Origin of the sequence: Arthrobacter sp. H35-D1 (assembly GCF_030063185.1) — a bacterium.
Classification (GTDB): Bacteria; Actinomycetota; Actinomycetes; order Actinomycetales; family Micrococcaceae; genus Specibacter.
In genome coordinates, this window is sequence record NZ_JASISP010000002.1 from 46,608 (window position 1) to 70,700 (window position 24,093).

18 protein-coding genes are annotated in these 24,093 nt (G+C 58.6%); 6 read left to right on the plus strand and 12 right to left on the minus strand.

Translation table 11 applies throughout. The features are described 5' to 3' along the window. Positions 1-23 precede the first annotated feature (23 nt). The gene (locus QMG25_RS03605; RefSeq protein WP_283457407.1) at positions 24-1,742 is read left to right on the plus strand and encodes a right-handed parallel beta-helix repeat-containing protein; all 1,719 of its coding nucleotides are present in this window, start codon (positions 24-26) and stop codon (positions 1,740-1,742) included. 203 nt (positions 1,743-1,945) lie between these two features. Further along, the gene (locus QMG25_RS03610) at positions 1,946-2,884 is read left to right on the plus strand and encodes a glycosyltransferase family 2 protein (RefSeq protein WP_283457408.1); all 939 of its coding nucleotides are present in this window, start codon (positions 1,946-1,948) and stop codon (positions 2,882-2,884) included. 310 nt (positions 2,885-3,194) lie between these two features. Here the strand turns inward: QMG25_RS03610 and QMG25_RS03615 are convergent, their stop codons facing one another. Then, complete coding sequence (locus tag QMG25_RS03615) at positions 3,195-3,566, minus strand: hypothetical protein (RefSeq protein ID WP_283457409.1); 372 nt, start codon at positions 3,564-3,566, stop codon at positions 3,195-3,197. A 54-nt stretch (positions 3,567-3,620) separates the two neighbouring features. Here QMG25_RS03615 and QMG25_RS03620 point away from each other — a divergent pair, with 54 nt between their 5' ends. The 3 genes from QMG25_RS03620 (at position 3,621) to QMG25_RS03630 (ending at position 8,032) form a co-directional block, all read left to right on the plus strand. Further along, on the plus strand, positions 3,621-5,003 hold the full coding sequence (locus tag QMG25_RS03620; RefSeq protein WP_283457410.1) for a hypothetical protein: 1,383 nt from the start codon (positions 3,621-3,623) through the stop codon (positions 5,001-5,003). Beyond that, positions 5,000-6,451, plus strand: a complete 1,452-nt coding sequence (locus tag QMG25_RS03625; protein ID WP_283457912.1) for a tyrosine-protein kinase domain-containing protein — start codon at positions 5,000-5,002, stop codon at positions 6,449-6,451. Before QMG25_RS03620 ends, QMG25_RS03625 begins: the two co-directional genes overlap by 4 nt. 93 nt (positions 6,452-6,544) lie before the next feature. Further along, positions 6,545-8,032: a lipopolysaccharide biosynthesis protein gene (locus QMG25_RS03630; protein ID WP_283457411.1), complete on the plus strand. Its 1,488-nt coding sequence runs from the start codon at positions 6,545-6,547 to the stop codon at positions 8,030-8,032. A 21-nt stretch (positions 8,033-8,053) separates the two neighbouring features. Here QMG25_RS03630 and QMG25_RS03635 read toward each other — a convergent pair whose 3' ends face one another. The 6 genes from QMG25_RS03635 to QMG25_RS03660 form a co-directional block, all read right to left on the minus strand. Further along, positions 8,054-9,283 (minus strand): Coenzyme F420 hydrogenase/dehydrogenase, beta subunit C-terminal domain, encoded by a 1,230-nt coding sequence (locus QMG25_RS03635; protein WP_283457412.1) that lies wholly within the window; start codon positions 9,281-9,283, stop codon positions 8,054-8,056. Next, positions 9,280-10,422 (minus strand): polysaccharide pyruvyl transferase family protein, encoded by a 1,143-nt coding sequence (locus QMG25_RS03640; protein WP_283457413.1) that lies wholly within the window; start codon positions 10,420-10,422, stop codon positions 9,280-9,282. Before QMG25_RS03640 ends, QMG25_RS03635 begins: the two co-directional genes overlap by 4 nt. 20 nt (positions 10,423-10,442) lie before the next feature. Then, the gene (locus QMG25_RS03645; RefSeq protein WP_283457414.1) at positions 10,443-11,198 is read right to left on the minus strand and encodes a CDP-alcohol phosphatidyltransferase family protein; all 756 of its coding nucleotides are present in this window, start codon (positions 11,196-11,198) and stop codon (positions 10,443-10,445) included. 91 nt (positions 11,199-11,289) lie between these two features. Further along, entirely contained in the window at positions 11,290-12,450 is a 1,161-nt protein-coding gene (locus tag QMG25_RS03650) for a glycosyltransferase (RefSeq protein WP_283457415.1), read from the minus strand. A 17-nt stretch (positions 12,451-12,467) separates the two neighbouring features. After that, complete coding sequence (locus QMG25_RS03655; protein ID WP_283457416.1) at positions 12,468-17,288, minus strand: PKD domain-containing protein; 4,821 nt, start codon at positions 17,286-17,288, stop codon at positions 12,468-12,470. 30 nt (positions 17,289-17,318) lie between these two features. Next, entirely contained in the window at positions 17,319-17,735 is a 417-nt protein-coding gene (locus QMG25_RS03660) for a hypothetical protein (protein WP_283457417.1), read from the minus strand. Positions 17,736-17,766: 31 nt separating this feature from the next. On the opposite strand from QMG25_RS03660, the gene QMG25_RS03665 reads away from it, so the two are divergent. Further along, entirely contained in the window at positions 17,767-18,042 is a 276-nt protein-coding gene (locus QMG25_RS03665) for a hypothetical protein (protein ID WP_283457419.1), read from the plus strand. Here the strand turns inward: QMG25_RS03665 and QMG25_RS03670 are convergent. The 5 genes from QMG25_RS03670 to QMG25_RS03690 all read right to left on the minus strand — a co-directional run bounded on the left by QMG25_RS03670 (position 18,020) and on the right by QMG25_RS03690 (position 23,532). After that, positions 18,020-19,048: a glycosyltransferase family 2 protein gene (locus QMG25_RS03670; protein WP_283457420.1), complete on the minus strand. Its 1,029-nt coding sequence runs from the start codon at positions 19,046-19,048 to the stop codon at positions 18,020-18,022. The two genes, QMG25_RS03665 and QMG25_RS03670, sit on opposite strands and share 23 nt — an antisense overlap. Next, complete coding sequence (locus tag QMG25_RS03675; RefSeq protein WP_283457421.1) at positions 19,048-19,800, minus strand: glycosyltransferase; 753 nt, start codon at positions 19,798-19,800, stop codon at positions 19,048-19,050. Before QMG25_RS03675 ends, QMG25_RS03670 begins: the two co-directional genes overlap by 1 nt. 341 nt (positions 19,801-20,141) lie before the next feature. Continuing rightward, complete coding sequence (locus tag QMG25_RS03680; RefSeq protein ID WP_283457423.1) at positions 20,142-21,326, minus strand: DUF1972 domain-containing protein; 1,185 nt, start codon at positions 21,324-21,326, stop codon at positions 20,142-20,144. Beyond that, entirely contained in the window at positions 21,323-21,784 is a 462-nt protein-coding gene (locus QMG25_RS03685; RefSeq protein WP_283457424.1) for an FAD synthase family protein, read from the minus strand. Before QMG25_RS03685 ends, QMG25_RS03680 begins: the two co-directional genes overlap by 4 nt. An 11-nt stretch (positions 21,785-21,795) precedes the next feature. Next, positions 21,796-23,532, minus strand: a complete 1,737-nt coding sequence (locus QMG25_RS03690; protein WP_283457425.1) for a sugar transferase — start codon at positions 23,530-23,532, stop codon at positions 21,796-21,798. Positions 23,533-24,093 lie beyond the last annotated feature (561 nt).

Here is a 24,093-nt window from a genome sequence, read left to right on the forward strand (position 1 = left end):
CCAGCGTTAAGGACCCACACTTTATGCCCCGCTCCACCCAAACCCGCATGCCCAAATCCAGGAAAGTTGCCACGGCAGTCTTGTCCGCGGCCGCCATGAGTGGCCTGCTGCTCAGCGGAATCTCACCAGCCGTGTCCGCCACCAGCGTTGTCACCGCAAAAGATTCATTCAACCGAACTGTCACCACGGGTTGGGGCACGTCGGACTCCGGCGACACCTGGTCGGCACCGGCAGGACTCAGCCGAGCCAACGGCAGCAGCGGCAACCTGGACATCAAGAAGGGCCAGGGCTTCTCAAACACCCTTGCCGGCTACAGTGCCCGAACTGCCGACCTGCAGGTCGCATTCTCACTCAACAAGCTGCCCACCGGAGCTGACACCTACCTTTACGTCACGCCGCGAAAAGTTGGCAACAACGAGTACCGAGCCAAAATCAAGGTAAGCCCCAATGGCGCAGTACGTATTGACGCCACCCGAATTGTCAACGGAGCTGAAACCGTCCTGCAAAGCCACTCGGCGGGGGTTATTGCAAAGGCCGGTGCCACCCTCAATGTGAAGATGTCGCTGAGCGGTGCCGACAAGACCACCATCGCTGCGAAGATTTGGGCTTCAGGAACTCGTGCCCCCGGCAACCAGATCAACGTCACCGATGCAGAGCGCTCACTGCAGGCTTCCGGAACAGTTGCCCTCGGCGGGTACTTGGGATCCCGGGCCACGAGCCCTATCACAGTTCGCTATGACAACTTGGTGGTTTCCGGCGCCAAGGACGGTGCAGTCAAACCCCCAAGCCAGCCAAACCAACCCAGTGCAGACGCGTCAAGGAACTCGCTCGTCAACGGCACCTACAAGCCCAGCAACACCACAGCAGGCGTTGTTCGCGGCACAGCACTCAAGCCTTACAACACCAGCGGCGCAGATCTCATCATCACCAAAGATGGAACGGTCCTGGACGGGTTGGAAATCTGGGGCGACATCAAGGTCCGCGCAGCCAACGTGACCATCAAGAACAGCCGCTTGCATGGCGGTTCGTCCATTCCCAGGTCCAACACCGGAATCGTCGATGCCAATGATGGACGAGTCAAGAACCTCGTAGTCCAAGACTCCACACTCCTGCCACAGCGTGCTTCCTACTACCGTGACGGAATTGTGGGACACGACTTCACGGCCCTACGCAACCACATCACGCAAACCAACGACGGACTGGGCATTTTCAACCGTCCAGGGGGACCCGCAGCCGCGAATGTAACCGTCAAGGGCAACTACATCCATGGCCTGACCTACTGGTCCAACGATCCCGCCCACCGCGACGGATCCCACAATGACGGCATCCAGGTCCAAGGCGGGGAAAACATCCTCATTGCGGGGAACACCATTGTTGGCGACATGGTCCGCGGCGCCGGCAGTGCTGCACCGCCGCGCGGCCTGCACACCACGACTGCCATGCTGCTGCAACAAAACGTCGCCAAGCTCAAGAACGTCGTCGTCGAAGGCAACCACATTGACGGTGGCTTGACCTCGGTTACCGTCGACAGCACCAAAAACAAGCAGTCTTCGCTGCAGATTACGCTGAAAAACAATCATTTCGGTCACAATCAATACGCTTGGGATGGCGCAAAGTACCAAATCCGGGTCATCGACCGTTCGGCAAGCACAATCACCGGGCTGTCGACAAATAAGTGGAGCGACACCTCCACACCCCTTGCCGAAGGCAAGAACAAGGGCATCTACTACACCAACGAGTAGAACCACATTAGATAGAACCACTGCAGTTGGAACCACCGCAGTTTGGTTGTGGGGCGGAGGAATTGGATTCCTCCGCCCCACATTTGTGCCACCGTCCTGCCCGCATAGCCTCGCTCAGCAACCATGCACTACCCTGTTGCACGGGCGCACTGTTTTTTGAAGAATTGGAGATTCAGTGCCATTTCCGCCGAACGGGGACTATTTTGAATGCAACCGACTACGAATCAGTCGTCATCGCTGTTTTGACCTACCAGCGACCGGACGAGCTGAAACTCATTGTGCCTCGTCTCTTGGAACAGGCTGCTTCAGTCCCCGTCGAGGCAACGGTGCTGGTCATCGACAACTCCCCCGAAGGGAACGCACGAGGCATAGTTGAAGAATTTGATGCCTGGAACCTCCACTTTGCGAACGAAGTCCAGCCGGGTATTTCCGCCGGACGCAACAGGGCACTTGCGGAATCAGCCGACGTTGATCTCCTGGTTTTCATCGATGACGATGAACTGCCGTCAAAGGAGTGGCTGCGCGCATTGCTCGTTCAATACGGCAGCTGCGGGGCCGCCGCTGTTGTGGGCCCTGTCGTGGCGGATTTTTCCCACGAGCCTTCCCCATGGATCGTGGATGGCGAGGTTTTCACGCGGCGCAACTTCGCCTCCGGTACCCGGCAGGATGCCGCCGCCACGAGCAACCTGCTGCTGGACCTGCGACAAATCCGGGCCATGGGGCTGTCTTTTGACGAACGCTTTGGCCTGAGCGGCGGATCAGACACGCTGTTTACCCGGCAACTGGTGGAACGTGGCGGGAGCATAATTTGGTGCCACGAGGCAATCGTCGTCGAACCTGTGCCTGTTGGCAGACTTACTCGCGAATGGGTGCTCAGGCGCTCTTTTCGCAGTGGGAACTCCTGGAGCCGGGTTTCACTTGTACTGGCTTCCAGCAGTGGGGGCCGATTCAAGACCCGGATAGACCTCTCCACCCATGGAGGCGCTCGCCTGCTGGGCGGGGCCAGCCGGTTCTTGCTTGGATTGCTGCTGCGGAACGTAAAGCACAGGGCAAAGGGCTTGCAGACCACCGCCCGTGGCGCCGGCATGATTTCAGGCGCTTGTGGCTACGTATATAGCGAGTATCGCCGCAAAACCGGATAAAGCTCATGGAACGGTTCAAGGACAGTCTGTGTACGGGCATTCGCCCAATCGAATTGAGGGGTTCTGTTTCCTTCGCGTTGGGAGGCGATCTTCACCTCCGTGGAGGGTACATCCGCTGTGCTAGGCTCAGCGTTGTCTGAGACTGCAGAGTCAATGCACCGACGAAGGGAACCGCGATGATCAGGAAAAGTGGGGAAATCGCCACAGGCACTTCTCCTGCGCGGACACCCGTCCCGGCCAGCCAGAAGCATGCGACTGGTTTCGCACGGAGCCGGTCAATCCGGCTTTCAGGCAGCCACGCGACCCGGCTTCAGCTTTCAGTTGCTTCAGCAGCGACTTGCCATTGGAACTTCATTTCACTCAATGATGCACCTGTCCTGGCAGCCATGGCCACGGCAGCCAGGTGATGGCGGTTGCGACGGTTGTTGTGCCCGTCAGAAATATCAAGAATATCTCGGTCGTTGCGTCGGCGGCCAGAACTCCGTGCCGGCTGGGTCTCCACCAGCCCTCGTCGTGAAGTCAAAACGGCGGCCGGACCGTTCACACGCAATTCGACCAATTCGCTGCGCTGCTCAGTGGTCTCCGTCAACACCATGTCAAATGAGCGTGGGTCCAAGGAATGCAGCGACTCTGACCTGAACCCTGCGCTGGCCATGTTGAACCTGCCGGCGCGTCCTGCCATGAAAGTCAGAAGCGGCGATCGACATCCGTTGGCCGCACAGATAATACGCATGGAGTGGATCTTCGAAACATGCTTGGCGCAGGCGTCGTTCTTCACAGCTGGCCGGCACTCATCGATGATCCCACCAAGTTGGACAGCGCCATGACTGACGACGCCCTTCGCATTCCGCTCCTTGCCGGCATTGGTTTGGCGGCCTTCGCCAATGCCTTCATTCTCATGCGACTGTCCCCTAGAACACTCATGGTGGCCTGGACACTCGCCTTGTTCTTTGTACCCATCTGGGCCGGTGCACAAATCGGGATTTATTTCTCGGTCATTACCGTCGTCACGATTCTGGCAATCAGCACCTCGTCGCTGCATTTCTTCAAGTTCTCCAGCGTGGACGCATTGATGGGTTCTTTCGTGCTGCTGCTCCTCGTTGGTTGGATGCTCGGTTTGGTCCAATGGGGGCACCTCGTCTTGGTCCTGACAGGATGGATGATCCCCTATCTTGGCGGTCGGTTTATCGCATCGAGGGTCGAGCTTAAGTGGATTTATGGTTGTCTGGCCGCCGGTGCCGTCGCCGCTGCCTGCTTGGCCATCGCAGAATTCGTCACAGGAACCAATTTCTTCGTGCGCCTAAAGATGAGCAACAGTCTCTACGCAACATGGCATACACTTCAATTCCGGGGCGGACTGCTGCGCGTGGAAGGGGCTTTTGGCCATTCAATTGCCTTGGGAGCCAGCCTGGCAATGTGTTCTGTGTTTATCCTCGTTGTGGCGTGGCCGCAGTGGTTGCGGATTGCCTCCTTGCTCGTTGTTGCGATTGCAACGGGGCTGACTTTCAGCCGCATAGGCCTTATTGCCCTCGCCTTGACCCTCGTGGTGGGACTGGTTGCCCTGCGGCATGACATCGTCGCATCGCTGCGGTGGAAGATCTTTGCGCTCGTCGGACTTGCTGCCGCCGTGGGGCTTCCCTTGCTTCTGTCGGTGTTCACTTCTGCAGGGAACGAGGCCTCGGGCAGCGCTGAGTATCGCACCGACCTTCTTCCACTTTTGGGCACGGCCTCACTTGTGGGGATTGCGAAGAGCCGGGAAGTGACAGCGGCCGGTACAACCTACTACGGCACTTTTCAGTCCATCGACAGTGAGGTGGTTCTCACCGCGTTGAGGTTCGGCCTCTTGCCACTGCTCATCCTTCTTGCTGCCCTGGCGATCTGCTGCATTGCTGTCCTCCGGGGCCGCGCCACACCCGCCTCCGTTGCGATCGTTGGAATGATTCCGGCATTCGCGACCGTGGCCCTGATCACCCAATACACAACGTTGGTGTGGTTTCTGGCGGGCTTGGCGGTCGCTTGCCACCACCAACGACTACATGGAGCCAGCCCCATCAAAACTGTTGTTGCATTCCAACCAACCCAGACAAAAAACCAACGGGAGGTATCCAAGTGGCTGTGACGAGAAGTGCCGGGACAACACTGTCAGCACGCATTGTTTCAACAGTGGCAAAACGTTGGTATGTGATTGTTATGGCTGCGGCAATCGGTGCAGTCGGCGCTTTTGCAATGTCGGCCACGGTAACGCCCAGCTACACTTCGAGCACGTCGTTGTTCTTTTCGCTGAACGCAGGAGACTCCGCTTCGGACTTCAACCAAGCATCCGCCTACACACAAAGCCAGATGCTTTCGTATGCCCAGCTGGCAACTTCTTCCGTTGTTCTGGATCAGGTGGTCAAGGACATCGATTCCAAGCTTGACAAGGAAGAACTGCGGAAAAGAATTGCCGTTTTGACCCCACAAAACACGGTCATTATGGACATCAAGGTTTCCACGACCGATCCCGACTTGTCGGCCCTCATTGCCAACAGCACTGGCAAAAACCTGAAGTTGGCTGTTTCCGCCATCTCCTCCGGAAAAAGCGGCGGTCAGTCGGATTTGCAGGCCAATGTCATCGAACCTGCCGTGCCAGCGGACTTCCAGTCCTCACCGGACAAGAAGAGGGATGCTATTTTCGGAGGAATCCTCGGGGTGCTCGTTTCGCTCTTCGCGATAGGTCTCTCCGTTGTCATCGACACCAAGGTCCGCTCCGAGGAAATCTTGAAGTCCATGACAAACCTCCCGCTGCTGGGCACAGTTGAGCGGAATCGGGCTAGCCAAGACGGCAGGCCTGTTGCCCTCAGCGCACCGAACGGTCCTGCCACCGAGCGATTCCGCCAGATCAGGGCCGGGCTGAGATTCGCGTCGGCCGGCCATGAAATGACGACGATTGCCATCACCTCGGGATCCCCGTCCGAAGGCAAAACACTTACTTCCATGAATCTTGCCCTGGTGATGGCAGAAAGCAAGGAGCGCATACTCCTGATAGACGCGGACCTGCGTCGACCCAGAATTGCCGAGTGCATTGGTTTCGAAGGGGCCATCGGACTAACGACTGTCTTGGTTGGCGATGTGAGCCTCCAAGACGCCGTGCAGAAATTTGGAAATACAACCCTGGACATCTTGACCGCGGGTGGAATTCCTCCAAATCCGGCCCAACTGCTCGGATCAATGCCGATGCAGAATTTGCTGGAGCAGGCCAAGCGGGACTACGACTTCGTAATAGTGGACACCGCACCAGTTCTGGCAGTGGCCGATGTGGCAGTCATTGCCGGCGTTGTCGACTCTGTGGTTCTTGTAGTGGACTCCACCAAAGTCAGGCAAGCACAGTTGGAACAAGCCATAGAGGCGTTGGAAACCACTGGAGCGCACATCTCAGGTGCCATCCTCAACCGTGTCAAACCGTCTAAATCACATGACGTCTATTACCAGAAACCAGTAGCCGGACCACCCCATGCCAAGAAGAAAACATGGCTTGAAATGGTGCCTTTGGCCAAATCCGGGGCACATAGCCTCGAGAGCACGGACTGACCATGGGCTTCGCCTTCGCCAACACGGTACAGCGGTTGGGCATTGTTCCTTGCACACGTGGTCCGTTCACCCCCCGCCGGCTCCAATAAGCACATGGACCCAGCAGGTGAGCCGGTCAACGCCCTCCAGGGACTGGGCCGTCGGGCTGTCCGCGGGGCGACTGTCACGGCGGTGGGACAGTTTGGCCGGATCCTGGTGCAGACTCTTTCCGTGGTGGTCTTGGCCCGGCTTCTCACCCCCAACGAGTATGGGCTGTTCGCCATGGTCCTGGCCGTTGCCGGCATTGCCGAAATATTCAGGGATTTTGGGCTTTCCCAAGCAGCTGTCCAGGCTCGGTCGCTTTCCAAGGAACAGCGGGACTTGCTGTTCTGGATCAATTCCTCAATAGGTGCCGTGCTGGCTCTTCTAGTATTTTTTGGATCATGGGCCATCGCAGGATTCTTCAGACACCCTGAGCTCCTGCCCTTGGTCCAGGGGGTGTCTGTCATCTTCCTGCTCAATGGAATCACCACCCAGTTCCGGGCCAGCCTGACCCGATCCCTCCGGTTCACTGCCTTGGCAGTGAACGACTTCGTCTCAACAGTGGCTGGGCTGGCAACGGCCATCGTGCTGGCGTTGCTTGGCTTCGGTGTCTGGGCGCTTGTTTTCCAAGTCATGGTCCAGGCCCTTGTGGTACTGGTGCTTTCAGCTGGAATGTGTCGCTGGATTCCCGGACCGCCCCGCCGAGGTACTGAAATTCGCAGTTTCCTGACATTTGGTTGGCACATGGTTGCCGCGCAAATGGTGACTTATGTTGGGAACAATGCCGATACCGTCACCATTGGCTTGGTGTTCGGGGCGGCTCCGCTGGGGAACTACAACCGGCCGTATCAATTGGTCATGAATATTGCCAATCAATTGCGGTCGCCAATTTCCAATGTCGCCATCCCTGTGCTGTCGCGACTACAGGACGCAGGGTATCGGTACTGGGAATTTGCCCGTGTGGGACAGGTTGCCTTGGGTTACACACTGGTGGTCGCGTTGGCATTGGCAACGGGTGCCGCGCTGCCTGTCACCAACATTTTGCTGGGTCCAAAGTGGCTTGCCTCTGCGCCGATCCTCTCGATGTTGGCTGCTGCCGCCATCTTCCAGACCCTGGCCTATTTTGGATACTGGATCTATGTGTCCAAGGGAATCACGAAGGCGCTGTTCCAGTTCAATTTGGTGGGCGTGGCCGTGAAAGTTGTCTGCTTGGTGATTGGTGCATTCTGGGGTGTCAATGGCGTTGCTGCGGGCTACCTCATTTCCACGCTGTTGAAATGGCCGCTTTCGCTCTACTGGATTGCGCGCTCTGTCAGCAACATGCCAATCCGTGTTTTCGTCGTCGGGTTCTTGCGGATGTCTTTGCTTGCGGGACTTGCGGCAGGCGGTGCTTTTCTGGGAACCCTGTGGGCTGGCAATTTTGGATCGTGGGTGCAGTGCTTCGCAGCATTGGGAGTGGTTATGTTCGTGTATGCCGCTTCGGCCACGGTCCCTGCAGTTCGACGGGACATGGCAGATCTGGTCTCTGCCGCGTCCAAGATCCGACGCGAACGCAAGTGATTCAACAGGCCGGGCAGTTCCTCATAAACGCATGTTCTTTCTCCGACGATAAGCACCTTTCGCGGTGCGCCACGACTCTCTGGGCTCCGGCAAGGACATCCGGAACAACCCGAATCCTTCGAACCGAGGAATTTTTCCTCCGGCAGCCACCACTCCCACAAGACGGGCAAAGAGGGTCGACCGCCGTTTGCGCTGCAGCGGCTGTACTGTTGCCAGCGCCTTGAGATCCAAGGGGGCAAGGATCAATATGCCTGCTGCGGCCGCCTCCAGTACCAGGTCGCGGCCGCGTTCCGTTCGTGCAATCAGTGCGCTTATGCCCGCTTGGTCGGCGAACAAGGGATACCCCTGTGCATCAGTCCGCCAAAAATCCCCTGCAGTGATGTCGGCACTTTCCCCAATCCCGTCCGGGCATATTTTGCATCGCCATTGGGTGGTTGGTCCCAAGTACTTGCCCCAGGATTCCTCATAGCTTGTCGTCTTGGTGGAACCGTCGTTGCGGGTTATGGAAAACTCCCCCGGCCACCCGTTTCCCCGATACCGCAAATCAACGATGTCTTCTCCTTCGGACACGCCCAACTTTTCAGCCAACTGCCCGGTTGAATTTTGGCTCGGCGTGCCTGCGCAAAAGAAGGAAAGCAGAATCGGGGACTTGGCGCCGTCGGTGGTTCCCTTGCTGAGCCCACGCAGGGCAGAGACTTCACACGGCTTGCCGATAAAAGAAGTGCCAGGTGCCAACGCCTCCTTGTGGGCAGCATTGGAAACTGGGGCGTACCGGGATCCTGAAGACGCGAGCGCCTCCGCCTTCGAGGTAATCCGCACCGTCACCGTCCGGCGGGCATTCTGCGGGTCGCCTTGCGCTCCAATGACCCGGGTTGAGTGTCCAGCCTGCAGCAGCCACGCGGACAATGCTGTCAGGGTCCCACCGCTACTGCCCTTGTGGCGTATTTCCGGGTCGGCCGACCAAGCTTCCCAAGCTTGCACCACGGGTCCGAGTTGTGCGTCCCGGCGAGATCCCCGCGGGCGTTGGGCACTCACCCGAACGCCGGGGCAAGCCCTGCCAAATGCCTTGACGGTACCGCTTCCACTTGTAGGGCTTTCGGGTGGCCGGTGCCGCACCGGCCGCATGTAGCCCTCGTCGTCCAGCTCCATGCGAAGCCCCTCATCCAGCAACGCACAGGCACCGCACCCCGAACAGTTGCCGGCATGAACCACTCGCTCTATGGCCGCATCGAGGCCGGATTCTGAAGTCATATCAATTTCCTTAATGATTCTTCTGCCAGCAACAACGACTCATGGGCCCTCGCCTGAACCGCGGGCACACCGGCAGCAAGGTCTGTCGCTGCGAGATGACGCAGCACGGCATCCACTGGATCCGTCGTCTTGTCTCTGAGGTCAACTGTGTGGTTCCATTGCATTCCTCGAAGAAGCGGCTCAAATTTCCGTGAATACGCCATCGGAATTGCCGGCGTTCCCACTGACAGTGCGTTGAGGCACGCATGCATTCGCGAGCCTATGACCACATTGGCGGAAGCAACCACGCTTCGGACCTCATCAAGGCCCTTTGGTATGCAAACTTCCGCCATAGACCCAGTCAAGTCGACAAACTCCTTGATCGCCGGGACATCGTTGTCGGCATTTCCGGAGTCGAGAACGTGGGCCAGCAACGTTATGCCGCGGCCCTGCGTCGTCAAAACCTCATGCAGCTTGCACACGGCGTTGCGATACCGTTGGAAATCGACGTGGGGATTGGGGTTCCACAGCAGTCCGGAAATATTCAGGACAACATCGCGGGTTGTGTCCACTCTCGGGACGTCGATGGCGAAGACAACATCCGTGGCCAACACACAACGTGCACGGTGCAGCTTCTCGGCTTCGGCCAGGCTTTCGGCGTCGCGTGCCATGACCAGGCGGGCCCCCCGCAACGAGCCTCGCGCCAAGAGTCTGCCGCGCACCGTGTTGAATGGGCCAATCGTCTGTGGACCGAGCACCACGGGGACCCCCGCCCGAACCACGCATGCAGCCACGGCCGACATGATGGTGTGCCTTTTCATGCCATAAATATCGGAGAAGCTGTCCCCTGATCGAGTGTCGATGACAAGGTCAAAGCCTGAAAGCCATTTCTGCATCCCATGGCGTCCGGATATTTGTTCACGCACCAGTGAACGGAGGCGGCCAAAAGGCATGTGCGGCGACCGATGTCCATAGTTTTGAAACGTCACTTCTGCACGTGGCCAGACGCGGCGCACCAAGGCCTCGGTTCCCCGGCCCAGTGCGCGGACGCCCAAGTTCGGCGAAGAGTCGTCGGCCCACAGCACCAATACCTGTATTTCGCGTTCTGCCGGCATCGAGTTGAGTATCTTCACCGCATCCCCCATGTCCAAGTTCTTCACGTTTGTTCATTGCCGCATTGCTAGAGGCGCTTCATGTCACCAAACCACTTCACGGAAGCCAGTGCCAAGTACCCAAGATTGGCGGCAAAAAGAATTGAATAAAGTCCAAAGAAGACGATGGGCCATCCAAAGACAACGAATGAAAGACACAGCACACCATAGTCGGTGGGTATCCCCAACAGCGCTCGCAACGGGGTGCTCGCCGTGCTCACAGCCGGAGATTTCCCCGAAAGATGCCTCGACTTGAGCTGGTCATTCAATATTGCCGCGAAGAACGACACTGCTGAAACAACGGAAAATCCGAGCGGCACGAGCAACCAAAGTGGTGAATTCAAATCGAAGTGGCGGAACACTGAAATCAAGACCGCCAAGTGAATTGTTGAACACTTGACACAATCCAGGACGTGGTCCAGCCATTCTCCGGCTGGCGTCCCGCCCCCGCGCAATCGAGCCACTTGCCCGTCCGCGGAATCAAAAGCATAACCAATCACAAGCAGTCCTGCTATAAGAACACCGCTCCACCAAGCTGGTTCAACAACAGCAATAGCCACGATCGCACCAAAAGTGAAGACAGCACTCACCAGACTCACCGCATTGGGTGAAAGTCCCAGGAGGTGGGATGCGGCCGCGAGCCTCCGGCCGAAAGGCCGATTGACGTAGATCGAATATGCGGGCGCACCGCGTGCACGTTCTTTCTGAGCCGACCCCAGTTCAGCCTCAATTTGCCGATAGCGTTCCCGGAAGGACCCGGATGCATTTGCGACGGACTTGCTCATTGCACTCTCGATTCAGGAAGCGTCGACGAAACGTCACTGTAGCCGTTGGCGTACTGATCACTTCCGACAATAGCCTTTCCGCAAGCCGAACTCACGGAATTCCTTTTGTGGCTGGGAAAGCGGGTTCTGAAACGGCACAGCCTTCAACGATCGATACGATCTTCTCTTGGTATTGGGCAATGCTGTGACGCTGCCGTGCGAGTGGCAAATCATCGGCTAGATCCCTTGGCAGATCATCCCACCGAGCCGTGACTGCTTTAACAGCCCCTGCCACGGCAGCCGGGTCGTTTGGCGGAACCCTGGTCGCTGCCGAGTAACCGGCGGTAGCTTCGATCAACCCCGTCGTTCCACTTGCTATGACAGGGCGTCCACCGAGGATGGCTTCCACAGCTGTGTTTCCGAATGGCTCATCGGCGCGCGATGGCACAACGACGATGTCGCTATCGGCTACGAAGTTCCACACCGACGGCTGAAATCCGAAGAACTTGACCTGGCCACCAAGGCCGCGCGCCTCAATCTGGTCTACCAGTTGCTGTTCGTACCATTCGTAGCCGGGAAAGACAGCACCCATGATGCCCAACTCAGCCTTGACACCGTCACGCAGCAACAAAGCCAAGGCATCTATGGCGGTGTCCACCCCTTTTCGGGGTGAAAGGCGCCCCATGTAGGCCAGCCGCAAGGGGCCGCACAATTCTGATCGAATGGGTCGCGGATTGAGTGGTCCGGGCACTGCGTTGTAGACCACCTGAATCCGCTTCCCAAGACTCTTGAACGAAGCTTGGATGACCCCGGCACTGAACGTGCTGTTCGCGATTGTTGTCCGGGCCAAGAACAAGGGCAGGGCAAGTGCCATCCGCACCACAGGGCCGGCTGACGCCTCTCCCTCGTGAACGTGCACCACCAGTGGGACCCTGTAGAAGCGGGCAAGTACGTTCCACAGCGGGATCGTCATGGTGTTGACGTAGATCAGTTGGGGACGTTCCTGCCGTATCAGGCGTGAGCCGTGTCGGAGCCCTCGCACTGTGACCAGCAATGTCTGGATCAACTGCTTCGGTTTGAACATGCTTTTACGCAGCACCGGGCTGGGGCAAAGCTCAACCCGGGCCCCGCGGGTGTGGAGTTCTTGTTCAAGCGGGCCGGTCACAGGCAGGGAAACCACCACCTGGTTTCCCGCCTGCACCAGCGCCGACACGCTCTCCAAAAACACCCGATCCGAGCCGTACAGCTCCGCGGTGGGGTGAGTCAGAAGCACGATGCGCGGATTCTTTCTCATTTCGTCCAAATATCAGTGATTGGCAAGGCCTTGGTGCTCCCATCGTTGGCAGGCAGTCCGAATGCGTCCTGAATGGTCCGCAAAACACTGTAATGCGTGATCTTTCCAGAGTACTCACCCGGCAACACATCTTGTCCGGTGATGATGGTTGGAATTTGGTTCTGGGCCTTGCTGTCATCCTCATCCCAAGTCAGGATCAAAAGGCTGTTGTTTTGCTTCGCCCAGTCCGCATAGCCACCGAGGTTCTCCTGCAGCCACGCATCGCCCTGGGCAATGGTTCCGTCGTGCATGTCATGCTGCAAATTGGGAATCACATAAGAGACCGTAGGCAACCGTGAGTAGTCAGTCGGGAATGCTGTCATGGGCTGGTTTGCGGCTGCAGGAATGGCTGGCCAATTCACCCACGGATTGTGCTTTCTTGCGTATTGCCCGCTCTCGCATCCGAGGAAGCCGGCACTTGGCAGGTCCTCGGCATAGCCGGTGAAAGTCAAGCCCGCATCCACCAGCTGGCTGGCAATATTCGGTGTTGTGTAACTGTGCGGGCAGCTATCGTCCGTCAGTCCCTGTGTGGATCCTGAAAAAAGCGCCAGATAGTTCGGCTGGCTCGGATGCGCAACGGCGAACGACTCCGTCATCGAGGCGCCGCCGCTTGCCAAGGAATTGATGAAGGGCGCATCCGCATTGCCCAGAATGGTGGTTGAAGAATGATTCTCCATGACTACCACCACCACATGGTCGGGTTTGGGTACGGTTTCCTCTTTCAAGGCAGCCTCGGGAGCAGTGACAGTCACGGAACGGGTGACCGCCACCGAGGCAAGCCCCTGATCATCAGTAACCACCAACTTCACCGTATAACTACCCGCCGCCGCATACACATGCTCAGCAGTCACCGACGTCCCAACAGAACCATCACCAAAATCCCAAGCATACGAAGCAACCGAACCATCAGCATCCGAGGAACCAGCACCATCCACCGACACCTTCAACCCAGACACACTGGAAGCAAACGCAGCAACCGGCGCCTTGTTCGCTGCCGGAGCGTCCTTCGCCGCCGGAGCGTCCTTCGCTGCCGGAGCGTCCTTCGCCGCCGGAGCGTCCTTCGCTGGCGGAGCATCCTTCGCCGGGGCGTCGTCCACCGCCGGCGCGTCCTTCGCAGGGGCGTTGTCCACCGCAGGCGCGTCCTTCGCCGGCGCCTTGTTCGCTGCCGGGGCGTCCATCGCCGGGGCGTCGTCCACCGCAGGCGGAGCATCCTTCGCCAGCGCCTTGTTCGCTGCCGGTGCATCGCCTGTTGTCACCGTGTAGTTGTCAAAGCTCGTGGCAACAGCTGTGCTGGCCGCCCCCGAAAGGTAAGCCCCCAACCCGACATTGCCAGCCTGCTGCAGGCTCGCGGTACTGTCGGTTACCGACGCCTGCCAACTGGCCGGCTCGCTCTCACCAAGCTTCCAAATCTTCCCTTGGACAGTTGTTGGCGATGTCCCGGCCACTTGCAAACGCAGATTCAACACCATGTTGGATGAATACTTGAGGCCTGGAACGGTCAACACCTGCAAGACCGTCGAGTCCCGATACACCACCAACGCCACGGTCCCATCAGCCTTGACCCATGACTTGAGCAGATAACTGGAAGAACCCACTTGCCGACCGATCACCGTGACAAAATTCCCAGTACCCGTCGGGACGGAATCCAGGGAAACCGTCACACGGGAATCCGTATCAGCAGAAGAAACCGACTTCAGGTTTGCAACCCGGGTGGACCCCGGAGACAGCGCCAGCTTGGCCGACCCTCCATCAACCTCGAACATGCCAGCCCCGCCTGTAAGCGTCCACGGACCACCCACATCAGCACTCCCCCAACCGTTGCTCACAGTCCTGCCAAAGGCATCCTGTGCAACAACATCCGACGCCGGAGCAGTGACAGTCACCGAACGGGTCGCCGCCACCGAGGCAAGCCCCTGATCATCGGTAACCACCAACTTCACCGTATAACTGCCCGCCGCCGCATACACATGCTCAGCAGTCACCGACGTCCCAACAGAACCATCACCAAACTCCCAAGCATACGAAGCAACCGAACCATCAGCATCCGAGGAACCAGCACCATCCACCGACACCTTCAACCCAGACACACTGGAAGCAAACGCAGCAACCGGCGCCTCATTCACCACCGGAACCTTGACAGTCACCGACTTGGATGAAGTTCCCGGCACGCCTGCACTGCTGGTCACCGTCAGGAGGACCGTGTAGCTACCCGCCTCGTTGTAGCTGTGATTCACCTTGACACCCGTTGCGGTTGGCGAACCATCACCAAAGTCCCATTGGTAGGACTGAATCGTCTGCCCTGCAGGAGCAGCTGAATTCGTCGCATCAAAGGCTGCATCCAGCGCATTTGGAGTGGCCGTGAATGACGCCGTTGGAACACCTTGTCCTGTGCCGAGCGCATGGTGGGAGGCAACCTGTGCCGCCGTCAAAGCTGTGTTGTAGACGGCAAAGTTGTCGAGGCTTCCATTGAAGTAGTCGCTTGATGGACGATTTGGCCAACCGGAAAGGTTGTCCCCGCCGACTCGCCAATATCCGTTGTATTTCTGGGCCGCTGTGGTCTGCGGGTCAGTTCCCACAACTGTCCCGTCGACATAAAGGACCATCCCGCCCGGGCCTTGTGTTGCAACCACATGGTGCCAGGCGTTGTTGTTGTAGCTGGAGGTGCTAGTGACAACCTTGGTTGAGCCGGTATATGCACCAAAAGCCAATCGGCCATCGTTGAGCATATATACATGCCTGTCGTAGGACGTTGAAGCCCCGCTGGAGCTTGATCCGTAGCCCAGGAGCTTGCCGCCCTGATTCGTGGCGGTTTTGAACCAAGCCTCAGTGGAGAAGCTCGTGCCGACAGCAGCTGTTTGGCTGCTGGCAATGACCCCTGTGCTGCTCCCATTGAACGTGGAAGCCGGGGATGTGTCCCCTGCAATGGATCCCCCGCCCGCCGAGGTGGAACCCACTCCTGCGCCCACGGTCCCGTCGTTGCTGCCAACCCAGTCTGCAGCAGCGACCGATGCCGAGCCACCCAACGGCCAGTAAAGTGCCGGATTGTCATTCAACACTGCGTCCGCATAAGGCGATACGGCTGAATCGCTGATCTTCACAGTTTTCTGGGCACTCGTTGCCGAATTTCCGTCAGCGTCTTTGGCAACCACGTAGTAAGTGTGGGTGGATCCCGGGGATAATCCAGTGTCTTTCAACGTCACTGCCGGCAGGTTCCAGAACGTGGACTGAATAGTCGTGGAGGCCACCGGCTGCGACTCCCCAACACGCATGAGACTGTATGTCAGGTTCAAGTCGTCCCGGTCCCAGTTCGCGCCAATGGTGACACGGGCAGAACCGGCAGCAACGGACGTCGCAGTGGGCGTCCACCCTGTCCCGGACAACCTTGGACCGTCTTTTGGGCCCCCGGGGGGATTTGAGGAAAACCGTGCAAGTCCTTGCTGGTGTTGGTTGTTGACCCCTACGAATTCCCCTCCCACTGAGATGAAATTCCCAGTGCCGACAATCGAGAAGCCAGCTTGCCCCATGCCGGTGGCCTTGCCTGTCAACCAGTCCGGATACCAGTCCACGAATGCAGGCGCCGGGTAGCCGCTCCAGTCCTTGTAGATGCTGTTTACCCAGGGCGAACGACTCAGGGTTCCCTTCGCCACAGCGGTGGTGGCCGAGGAGTTGCGCAAGTTTTCCGGTTGCTTTTGCACAATGCCGCCAGCGGACTCACACGCATGTTCGTGGCTGGTTGTATAGACGGTGGTTCCGTCTGAGTACACTCCATAGTGATCACCATGGCAGTCTGCAATCCAACGGATCTCGCCCGTCCCAGGATCAGCTGCGAATGTTCCCTCCAAGTTCCCCACGGTCTTGTCCGCGAACACCCATCCGGTTCCATAGACCGCATTCTGGTCCGTGGTCAATCCCCAGATTCCGGCCTTTCCGGCGCCGTTTCCGCTTCCCTTGCCATTCAGTATGATGTTGGGGGCCTGCCACGGAAGCAAAGCTCCGGTGGACAAATCAAGAGCTGCCATTCCGCGTTGGACCACCCCATTGACGACGGCGAACCGGCCGGCGGCGATCAGCTTGTCTTTTTGGGGCGTGAGCGTCATGGCGTCCACTTGGAGGTCGGCGGTGGGCGCCCAACCCAACAATTGCCCGGAAAGATCAAACGCAGCAAACCCCTTGCGCACAACGCCATTGCCCGCCCCAATGAGCCCGCCCACGTAAACCGCCGAATCCGTGACTGCAATGGCGTTCACGTATGAACCGCCCACGGAAGCCTTGAAGGTCGGGACGAGCGCCCCGGTGGCCACGTCAAAAGCGGCAAAGTTCCATCGAGTCTGACCGTCGACAGAGTTGAATGACCCTCCAACATACAAACGTTTCCCGTCCGGGGATGCCTTGACCGACTTCACCGTTCCATTGATCGACGGGGCAAACGAGGCGATGACGCCCGTCCTAATGTCATAGGCGAGTATGTTGCTGCGTGGAATCAAATTCGTTCCAGGAAGAGCATCTGCCGGTCGCGCATTGCTGAAAGATCCCCCGGCATAGACAACATTGCCGACGATTTCCTGGGCCCACACCACACCAGCATCGATCTGCACCGTGGGCAATCGATCGCTGGTCATGTTTGTGCTGCTTCTTTGCTCGATGGGGGCCGGGCCCGGAAGCAACGCATCTGCCGCCCACGCCGGCAGGGTGAAACCTGTCACGGCCAGACTGAATGCGCCAAGAACTGCCACCAATGCTGCAATGGGATGCTTGATGCGCGGAATCGCTGATCTCATGGTAATTTCATCTCTGCTAGAAGCGGTATGTCAGGGAACATCGCCAGTGAAACTTGCGCTGGCTCGGCCAGCCTCGTATTCCACGCTCAATGTCAGGTCTTTCCTGTCGTCCTTGGGCAAAAGGAATACGTAGATACCCTTTGCAGAGTCTCCGGCTGCGAGGTCGCCTGCAAAGGGACTGTAGGGATCTGAAGTTGTCGGTTGTCCAAGAGCACTCGTCGAATCGGCGACCGTCACAATGACTGAATTGATATTGATCACGCCGGCCGAACCGTTGTGTATGGACACGTGCATGGCAACGGCGGGTCCTGCTATCTCTCCCGGTGTTGTCGCCTTCGTTTCCATCGACTCAACGTTCAAAATTTCTATCGACACCTTGTTGGGAAGGGCTGCCGTGTCTTCCAAGCCAACTTTTGTGACCGGCCCCGGCGTGCCCTTGGGGATCACTTCAGTGATGGTCCCACCCGAAGGAGCTGGAATGGGCAATAGACGTTCGGGGATGGCAGGAGCAAGACCTGCAGCTTGCGACGGCTCAAGCGTGCCGGGACTGGCCGTCTGGCTGCCCGGGGTTGCCGACGGGTCCGCCTGGACCGACGACGGGACGGGACTTGACGTTGCCGAGGGTGAGTCGGGACTCGATGCAGGGGTGGAACATCCCGTGAGCGCCATGGATGAAACCAGCGCAAGAACCAGAGACGTCCACGCCATGGGTGACCGTTTTTCAGAATTGTTCATGTTCTTCCCTGTCCTTTGAGTGCATGGGCCAATCCCGCTGCGGCAATCGAGTGACTGTCGCCGGCGCCCTGGTCCAGGCCGATGCGACCCGGTGGTTGGGTTCTGGAGCGGATGGTCAAAATCATTCTCAGCCCATCGATGATTCCAGTAAAATAGGCCCTCAGCGGGGCAAACGAAGAAAAGAACTGCCGGCGTCCGCCCGCCAACAAAATCTCATACGACACTCGTGGAGTCGCATAAATCCAGCGCCGAATTTCTTGCGCCTCCAAATGCTTGGCCGCATAAACCAAACGATTGCGAATATTGTAGAAATAATAGACTTCCGACTTTGTGCGGACCCCGCCCACCCGAGTCTGGGTTCCACCTGGGTCATGCACGGCAAGAATACTGCCGGACACCGTCAGCCTGCCGCCGCTTTTGATCACCCGTCGTGAGAGGTCCACGTCTTCCCAGTACAGGAAATAGTCCTCGTCAAACCCTCCCACCAATTGCCACAGGGTCCTGGAGACTGCGAAGCAGGCTCCGGAAATCCAAGGCTCGTGTGGGCCAGTCGGGGCAACGGGGCGTCGTCGGCTGGCGACCCTTCCGGAATTGACGTAGAGGTCCATGCCGTCAAACCAAGTTCTGCCATCGCTGGTTTGGATGGTCGGGGAAACGATCAAGTTGGAGTCTTCCACGACAGCTTGCAACAGGCGCAGCAACGCTTCGGATTCGATGTGCGCGTCAGGATTGAGTACAGCCATGGCACGTGCACCTCGGGCAAAGGCGAGTTCCGCCCCGGCATTGACTGCCGCGCCAAAGCCGCGGTTGCTTTCCAACGCGAGCAGTGTCCAGTGCTGGGCCGATGCCAGTTCTTCCACGGCCTGCACTTCTTGGCTGGATGTGTAGTTGTCCACAATCACGATTTGCCCGCCCAGTTCAGCAAGCGTCAAAGCGCCAAGATTCTTGGCAAGCAATGGGGAGGAACCGTAGTTGACGACAATTAGGGCACATTCCTTGGCCTTGGGTGCGGAACCTTCACTCATCACGAACCCCCAACCGGTTCGGACTCCGTGACGAGCAACGATTCCGCTCCGGCGCCTGTACTTTTCCTGAGCCGACACGCATTTTCAAAGACACGCAGGTGGGCTGCGCCGGCACGTTCCCATGACCTGGCCTGCAGATCCGGTTCCTCTCGCGGCGGGCTTGAACGGTGTTTGTTGAGTGCTGAGCTGATGTCTTCGGCTTCGATGTGGCCTTCGAAGCAGTAGACCCAACCCGGCCCCACTTCGTCGCAGAGCCTGCGATTGACCTCCGTGGCGGGAACTAGAACAGGGCGGCCCAAGGACAAGGCGGTCAGCGCTGCCCCGGAATTGTGCATGAAGTTGTAGGGAAGCACAACAAGTTCCGACTGCGTAACAGCCTCGACCAGTTCAGCATCGGAGAGGAACTTGAAAGTGAATTCGATGTCGGAGCTGCCGTCGGCCAGCTTAATCAGGGTGTCGCGCAAGGCAGCATCCGTTGGACGTCCGGAGACCGAGAGCGACAGGGCCGGGTCATGAAGCTCAAGAAAAGCCGCAATCAAGTTCTCGACGCCCTTGTATTGACGGATGAGTCCAAAGAAGGCGATTCGGCCCACGGTGCTCTTCCCGCGGGGAAAGGACTCAAACCAATCCCGATAATGGCCATGCAAAATCGTCGCCGCCGGCGACGGCGCAACTGTCACATCATTCAGCCGGATGTTCACGGCAGTCAATCGATCAAACCACGCGTCAAGAACTTTTTGCCTGAGCGTCATTCCAGAATGGGGTTCGATGTTGTGCCGGGTTCTGACCAATGCCTTTCTGCCGAGCAAGAGGCGAACCAGTATCACTGCCGTTAGCAATTCGCGGACCAGCCCTTTCACGGGGCCGTTTCCGGTATAAATCAGCTCTGGCCAGTGCACATGGAAAACATCATAGGAGGAAAATATTGCCCGCTTGAAAGAGAACAAGACGAGTTCACATCCTGCTTCACTGTCCAAGCTGCGTGCCAGTTGAGTGATGTAGGGATTTGTTGTGGGGCGGGGCGCCTGGAACGATTCCAGTACGCGAACGGGCCTGGCGTGGCACGCCACGCGCAGGTCTCCACTGGCCGCAGTCATGATCGTCTGCCTGAGCGGGAGGTTCTGCCAGCCTTGGCCTGCCCGGAAAATTTGCGCGCCGCCAAGTCGATGCACAGCTGTTCGTAGGCCCGTGCAACTTCATCCCAGTCGTATCTCAGCGATTCCTTGTAGGCCAGCTTGCCGCGGTCAACACAGTCCAATGGGTCGCCTTCGGCCAATTCAAGGAGCCTGCACACGTCCTCACTGCTGGAGAAGTAGCGGCCGCTGCGCCGCAGGACTTCTTCATTGAAGGAGACGTTATAGGCATTGGTTGCCGTGCCGGCACCGATGGCCCGCAGCAGCGAGGGATTGGTCCCTCCCACGCTGTGCCCATGCCAGTACACGAGGGCATTGGCATAGAGCTGATTGAGCATTTCCTGGTCCCACACCCCGCCAAGGAAGATCACTCGCGAGTCTGCTGCAGCATGAACGTTCTGCACGTACCTGGCCGAATACGGGGCCGAGCCAACCACGACCAGCGGCAGGCGCGCCCCACTCTTCACGTAGCCTTCGACAATCATTTCCACATGGTTTTCAGGTTCAAAGCGGGCTACCAGCAGGTGGAATTGCTCGGCGACCAGACCGAGGCCGGCAAGCTTGTCTTGTCCGGAGCCCACTTGTTTCGGTGCGCCATAGGCGATGCCCACAGCATCCCTGCCGTAGTTGTTCCAGTAGTAGTCGGATATTCCGGAGGCATCGGCGATCAGGGCGTCGGAGTACCGCACCGCCATGGCTTCGGCACCCTTGTAATACCGGCGGCCGGTCTTGCCCCACTTTCCACGCCGCCATTCAATCCCGTCCATGTGCGTGGCCACCGGGATGCGGGCTGCCCGCAGCAACGGCAACCAAGGCGCGTTGGCGGCATTGAAAACCAGCGCTGCATCAACATTGCGGCCCAAAGTATCCGCTACGGAGAAGCCTGTGTGGCTCAGCGTCTCCAGGCTGCGCCGGTGCAGGGCGGGCTTGTGGATGATCTTCATGCCCAGATACTCGTCGAGTCGATCCGCCCGCGCCACTCCCCGTGAATACACAAGCACCTCATGCCCTCGGTCGGCCAGACGGCTGCCGACCTCTTCGACACACGTTTCAAATCCGCCGTATTGTGCCGGCACGCCGCGGGTGCCAATCATGGCAATGCGAAGCTTGCGCTGGGCAGGCATCGCCGTGTTGAGATCTCTCATGACAGGCCGTCCTGGGAGACGCGAGCAACTGCCAGCGGAGCATTGAGCCTGTTCAAGGTCCGCCGCAGGAGAGTACTTGAAGTGTTGAGGGTGTACGGGAAATACACCACGGCAACCCCCACGCTGGAAAATTGCCTTTCCAGCTCGAATCCGGCCGCAGTGCCACGCCAGTCGTCACCTTTGAAGAACACGTCAAAGTGAAGCTCCTGCCACGATTCCAGCCGGTTGGCGTGGTCCTCGACAACTGCCTTGTCCACACAGGAGATGCTTGCCACAATCTCCAGCCGTTCATTCAGCGGAATAACCGGTGTGTGCCCCTTGGCTTCCGCACACAATTCGTCGTTGACAACCCCTGCAATCAGGAAGTCGCATCGACTCCGTGCCTGACGCAGAATGTTCAGGTGCCCCACATGAAACAAATCAAAAGCACCTACTGCATAACCTACTTTGAGACCCATGGCCATCCCCCTTAGTACGCACCGGTTGAACGATAAACAGCTTTGAAGGTCCGCCAGAGGATGATGGTGTCCCCCGTCAGCGACCAATTTTCCACGTAGTACAAATCAAGCCGAACGGCCTCATTCCATTCCAAGTCGGAACGCCCGTTGATCTGCCACAAGCCCGTGATACCCGGCTTTATGAGCAACCGCCTGTGTGTGGGACGCTCGTACCCGGCAACTTCGGTGGCCAAGGGCGGCCGCGGCCCCACCAGGCTCATGTGGCCCAGCAAGACGTTCCAAAATTGGGGCAGCTCATCCAAGGAATACCGGCGCATCCACTGCCCCGCGCGGGTCACTCGGGGATCGCTGGAAAGCTTGAACAACACCCCGCTGCCTTCATTGGCTTCAGCCAGCTGCTCTCTCAACTGTTCTGCATTGGACACCATGGAACGGAACTTCACCATGGTGAACGGTTTGCCGTTGCGGCCAACCCGCTCCTGATGGAAGAAGGAGGGCCCGTGGCTGTCCAAGCGGACAATAAGAGCCAGCGCGCCCAGCAATGGGGCAAGCAGCAGCAGTGCCACTGCGGACAGGACAACGTCCATGGCCCGCTTGATGACATGTTTTCCACCCGAATACTGCGGCAGTTCCACATGCATCAGCGGTAGCCCTTCCACAGGGCGGAAGTGGACGCGGGGACCAGCCACATTGGTCAACGACGACGCCAGCACGAGTTCGCAGGACATGTCCCCCAGCCGCCAGCCCAATTCCTGCACGGCAGCCGGCCCGCCAGGCAATTTGCCTGCCACAATCACTGTCTGGGCCCCCGTGCGCTTGACGGTGCTTGCGATGTCCTCGCTATTGGCCATCTCAGGAACTTCATGCCAGGGGGCTTGCAGCCGGATCTGATCCTGGGGTGTTGTCAGGGCCACCCCCGCCACCTTGTAGCCGGCGGACAGGTTGCGACTCAGCTGTGTGATGACGTAGCGAACGTCTTTTGCCTCCCCTACGACAACTGCGCCCGACAAGCTGCGGCCTCGCGCCCTCTGCCGGCCCAACCAATTGCGCCACATCCACCGGCTGGCCACCAGCAAGCAGATGCCCAGCGGCAGTGCCACGGCGAAGAAGCCCCGCACCAACTGCAAGTCGAAGACGATGAGGACAATGGCCGGTGCACCAAAAGAACGCAACGTTGAATTCAGTACCCTCCGGTACTCTGCTGCGCCGGCACCCACCACCGTGCGTTCACGGGTTCGGAAGATCTCCAAGTCCAGATTCCACAGCGCAACTATCAACAGTCCCAAGCCTGCGTACTGCAGGGTTGTGGTGGATGGCCCGGCCGTTCCGGCGAAGCTAAACCGCGCTGCAAACGCCACATACACAACGATCACGGTGATCAGCAGGTCGCTGATCCGCAACCGCCACAGGAAGCTCTTGGCCCAATCCGCGCTTGTTGGGTTCTTGGTCGCGGCAAGGTGGTGGGCAACCGGCGTGGAGGCAGGGCCCGCAGCACTAGCTGTATCGGCGAGCATGGCGGGCAGTGCCCCGCCTGATAGGTGCATGCCGGTCCGTGCCAGATCCGTGCCCGGCCACCGGAGGAAGCGGTGTGGCTGCTCCAGCCTGCGCGAAGCCTGTCTTCCGGAGCTGTTTTCCTTGGAGTCCGCCCTGGCGTTTGCCTCGGCGGTCCGTGGATTGGCCGGCCGAGCATGCCCTGGCCGAGCAAGCCCGGGACCTTGGCTGCCATGCGGCGCTTGCAGTTGGCTCATGATTGAGCCTTTTCCACGAGTTTGCAGGCGTCCGTGGGCCGGCGCCCCTGGACTGCCGATCCGCGGGACAGCAGGACCGGCAGCAGTGGGGGGAACCGGCGGCGGCTGGGGGAAAGCCTTGGTCTCAGAAGGCTTCTCCGCCGCCGGTTCCGCTTTGGTAGCCCAAGACACTGCATACTGGCGCAGTGCCTCGGACAAGTATTGTGGTTGTCACTGCAGTGGTGGTCGCTGCCGTGCTGAACACTGCAGTGCTGAACACTGCTGTGGTGAAAGGGACACGGTGGACGGGAACTGCGTGGCATGCCTGAGCCGGTGGGACTGCAGGACATGGCGCACTGAGACTGAGACATGTGAGACCTCTTGCCTCCAGATTGACTGGACGTTGTAGCTTTCTTCCCCGAGTTGCTTTGCTACTTCCAGTCAACTTCCAGCTTGTTGGCGTAGCACGGGTGAACGATACGTCTTTTTTAGCTAGCTAAATCCAGCCATCACGTGGGCACGAATATTTTGTACGTGGTTCTTGGGCACGTACTACTTGGACTACGTGCACGGGTACGTCAG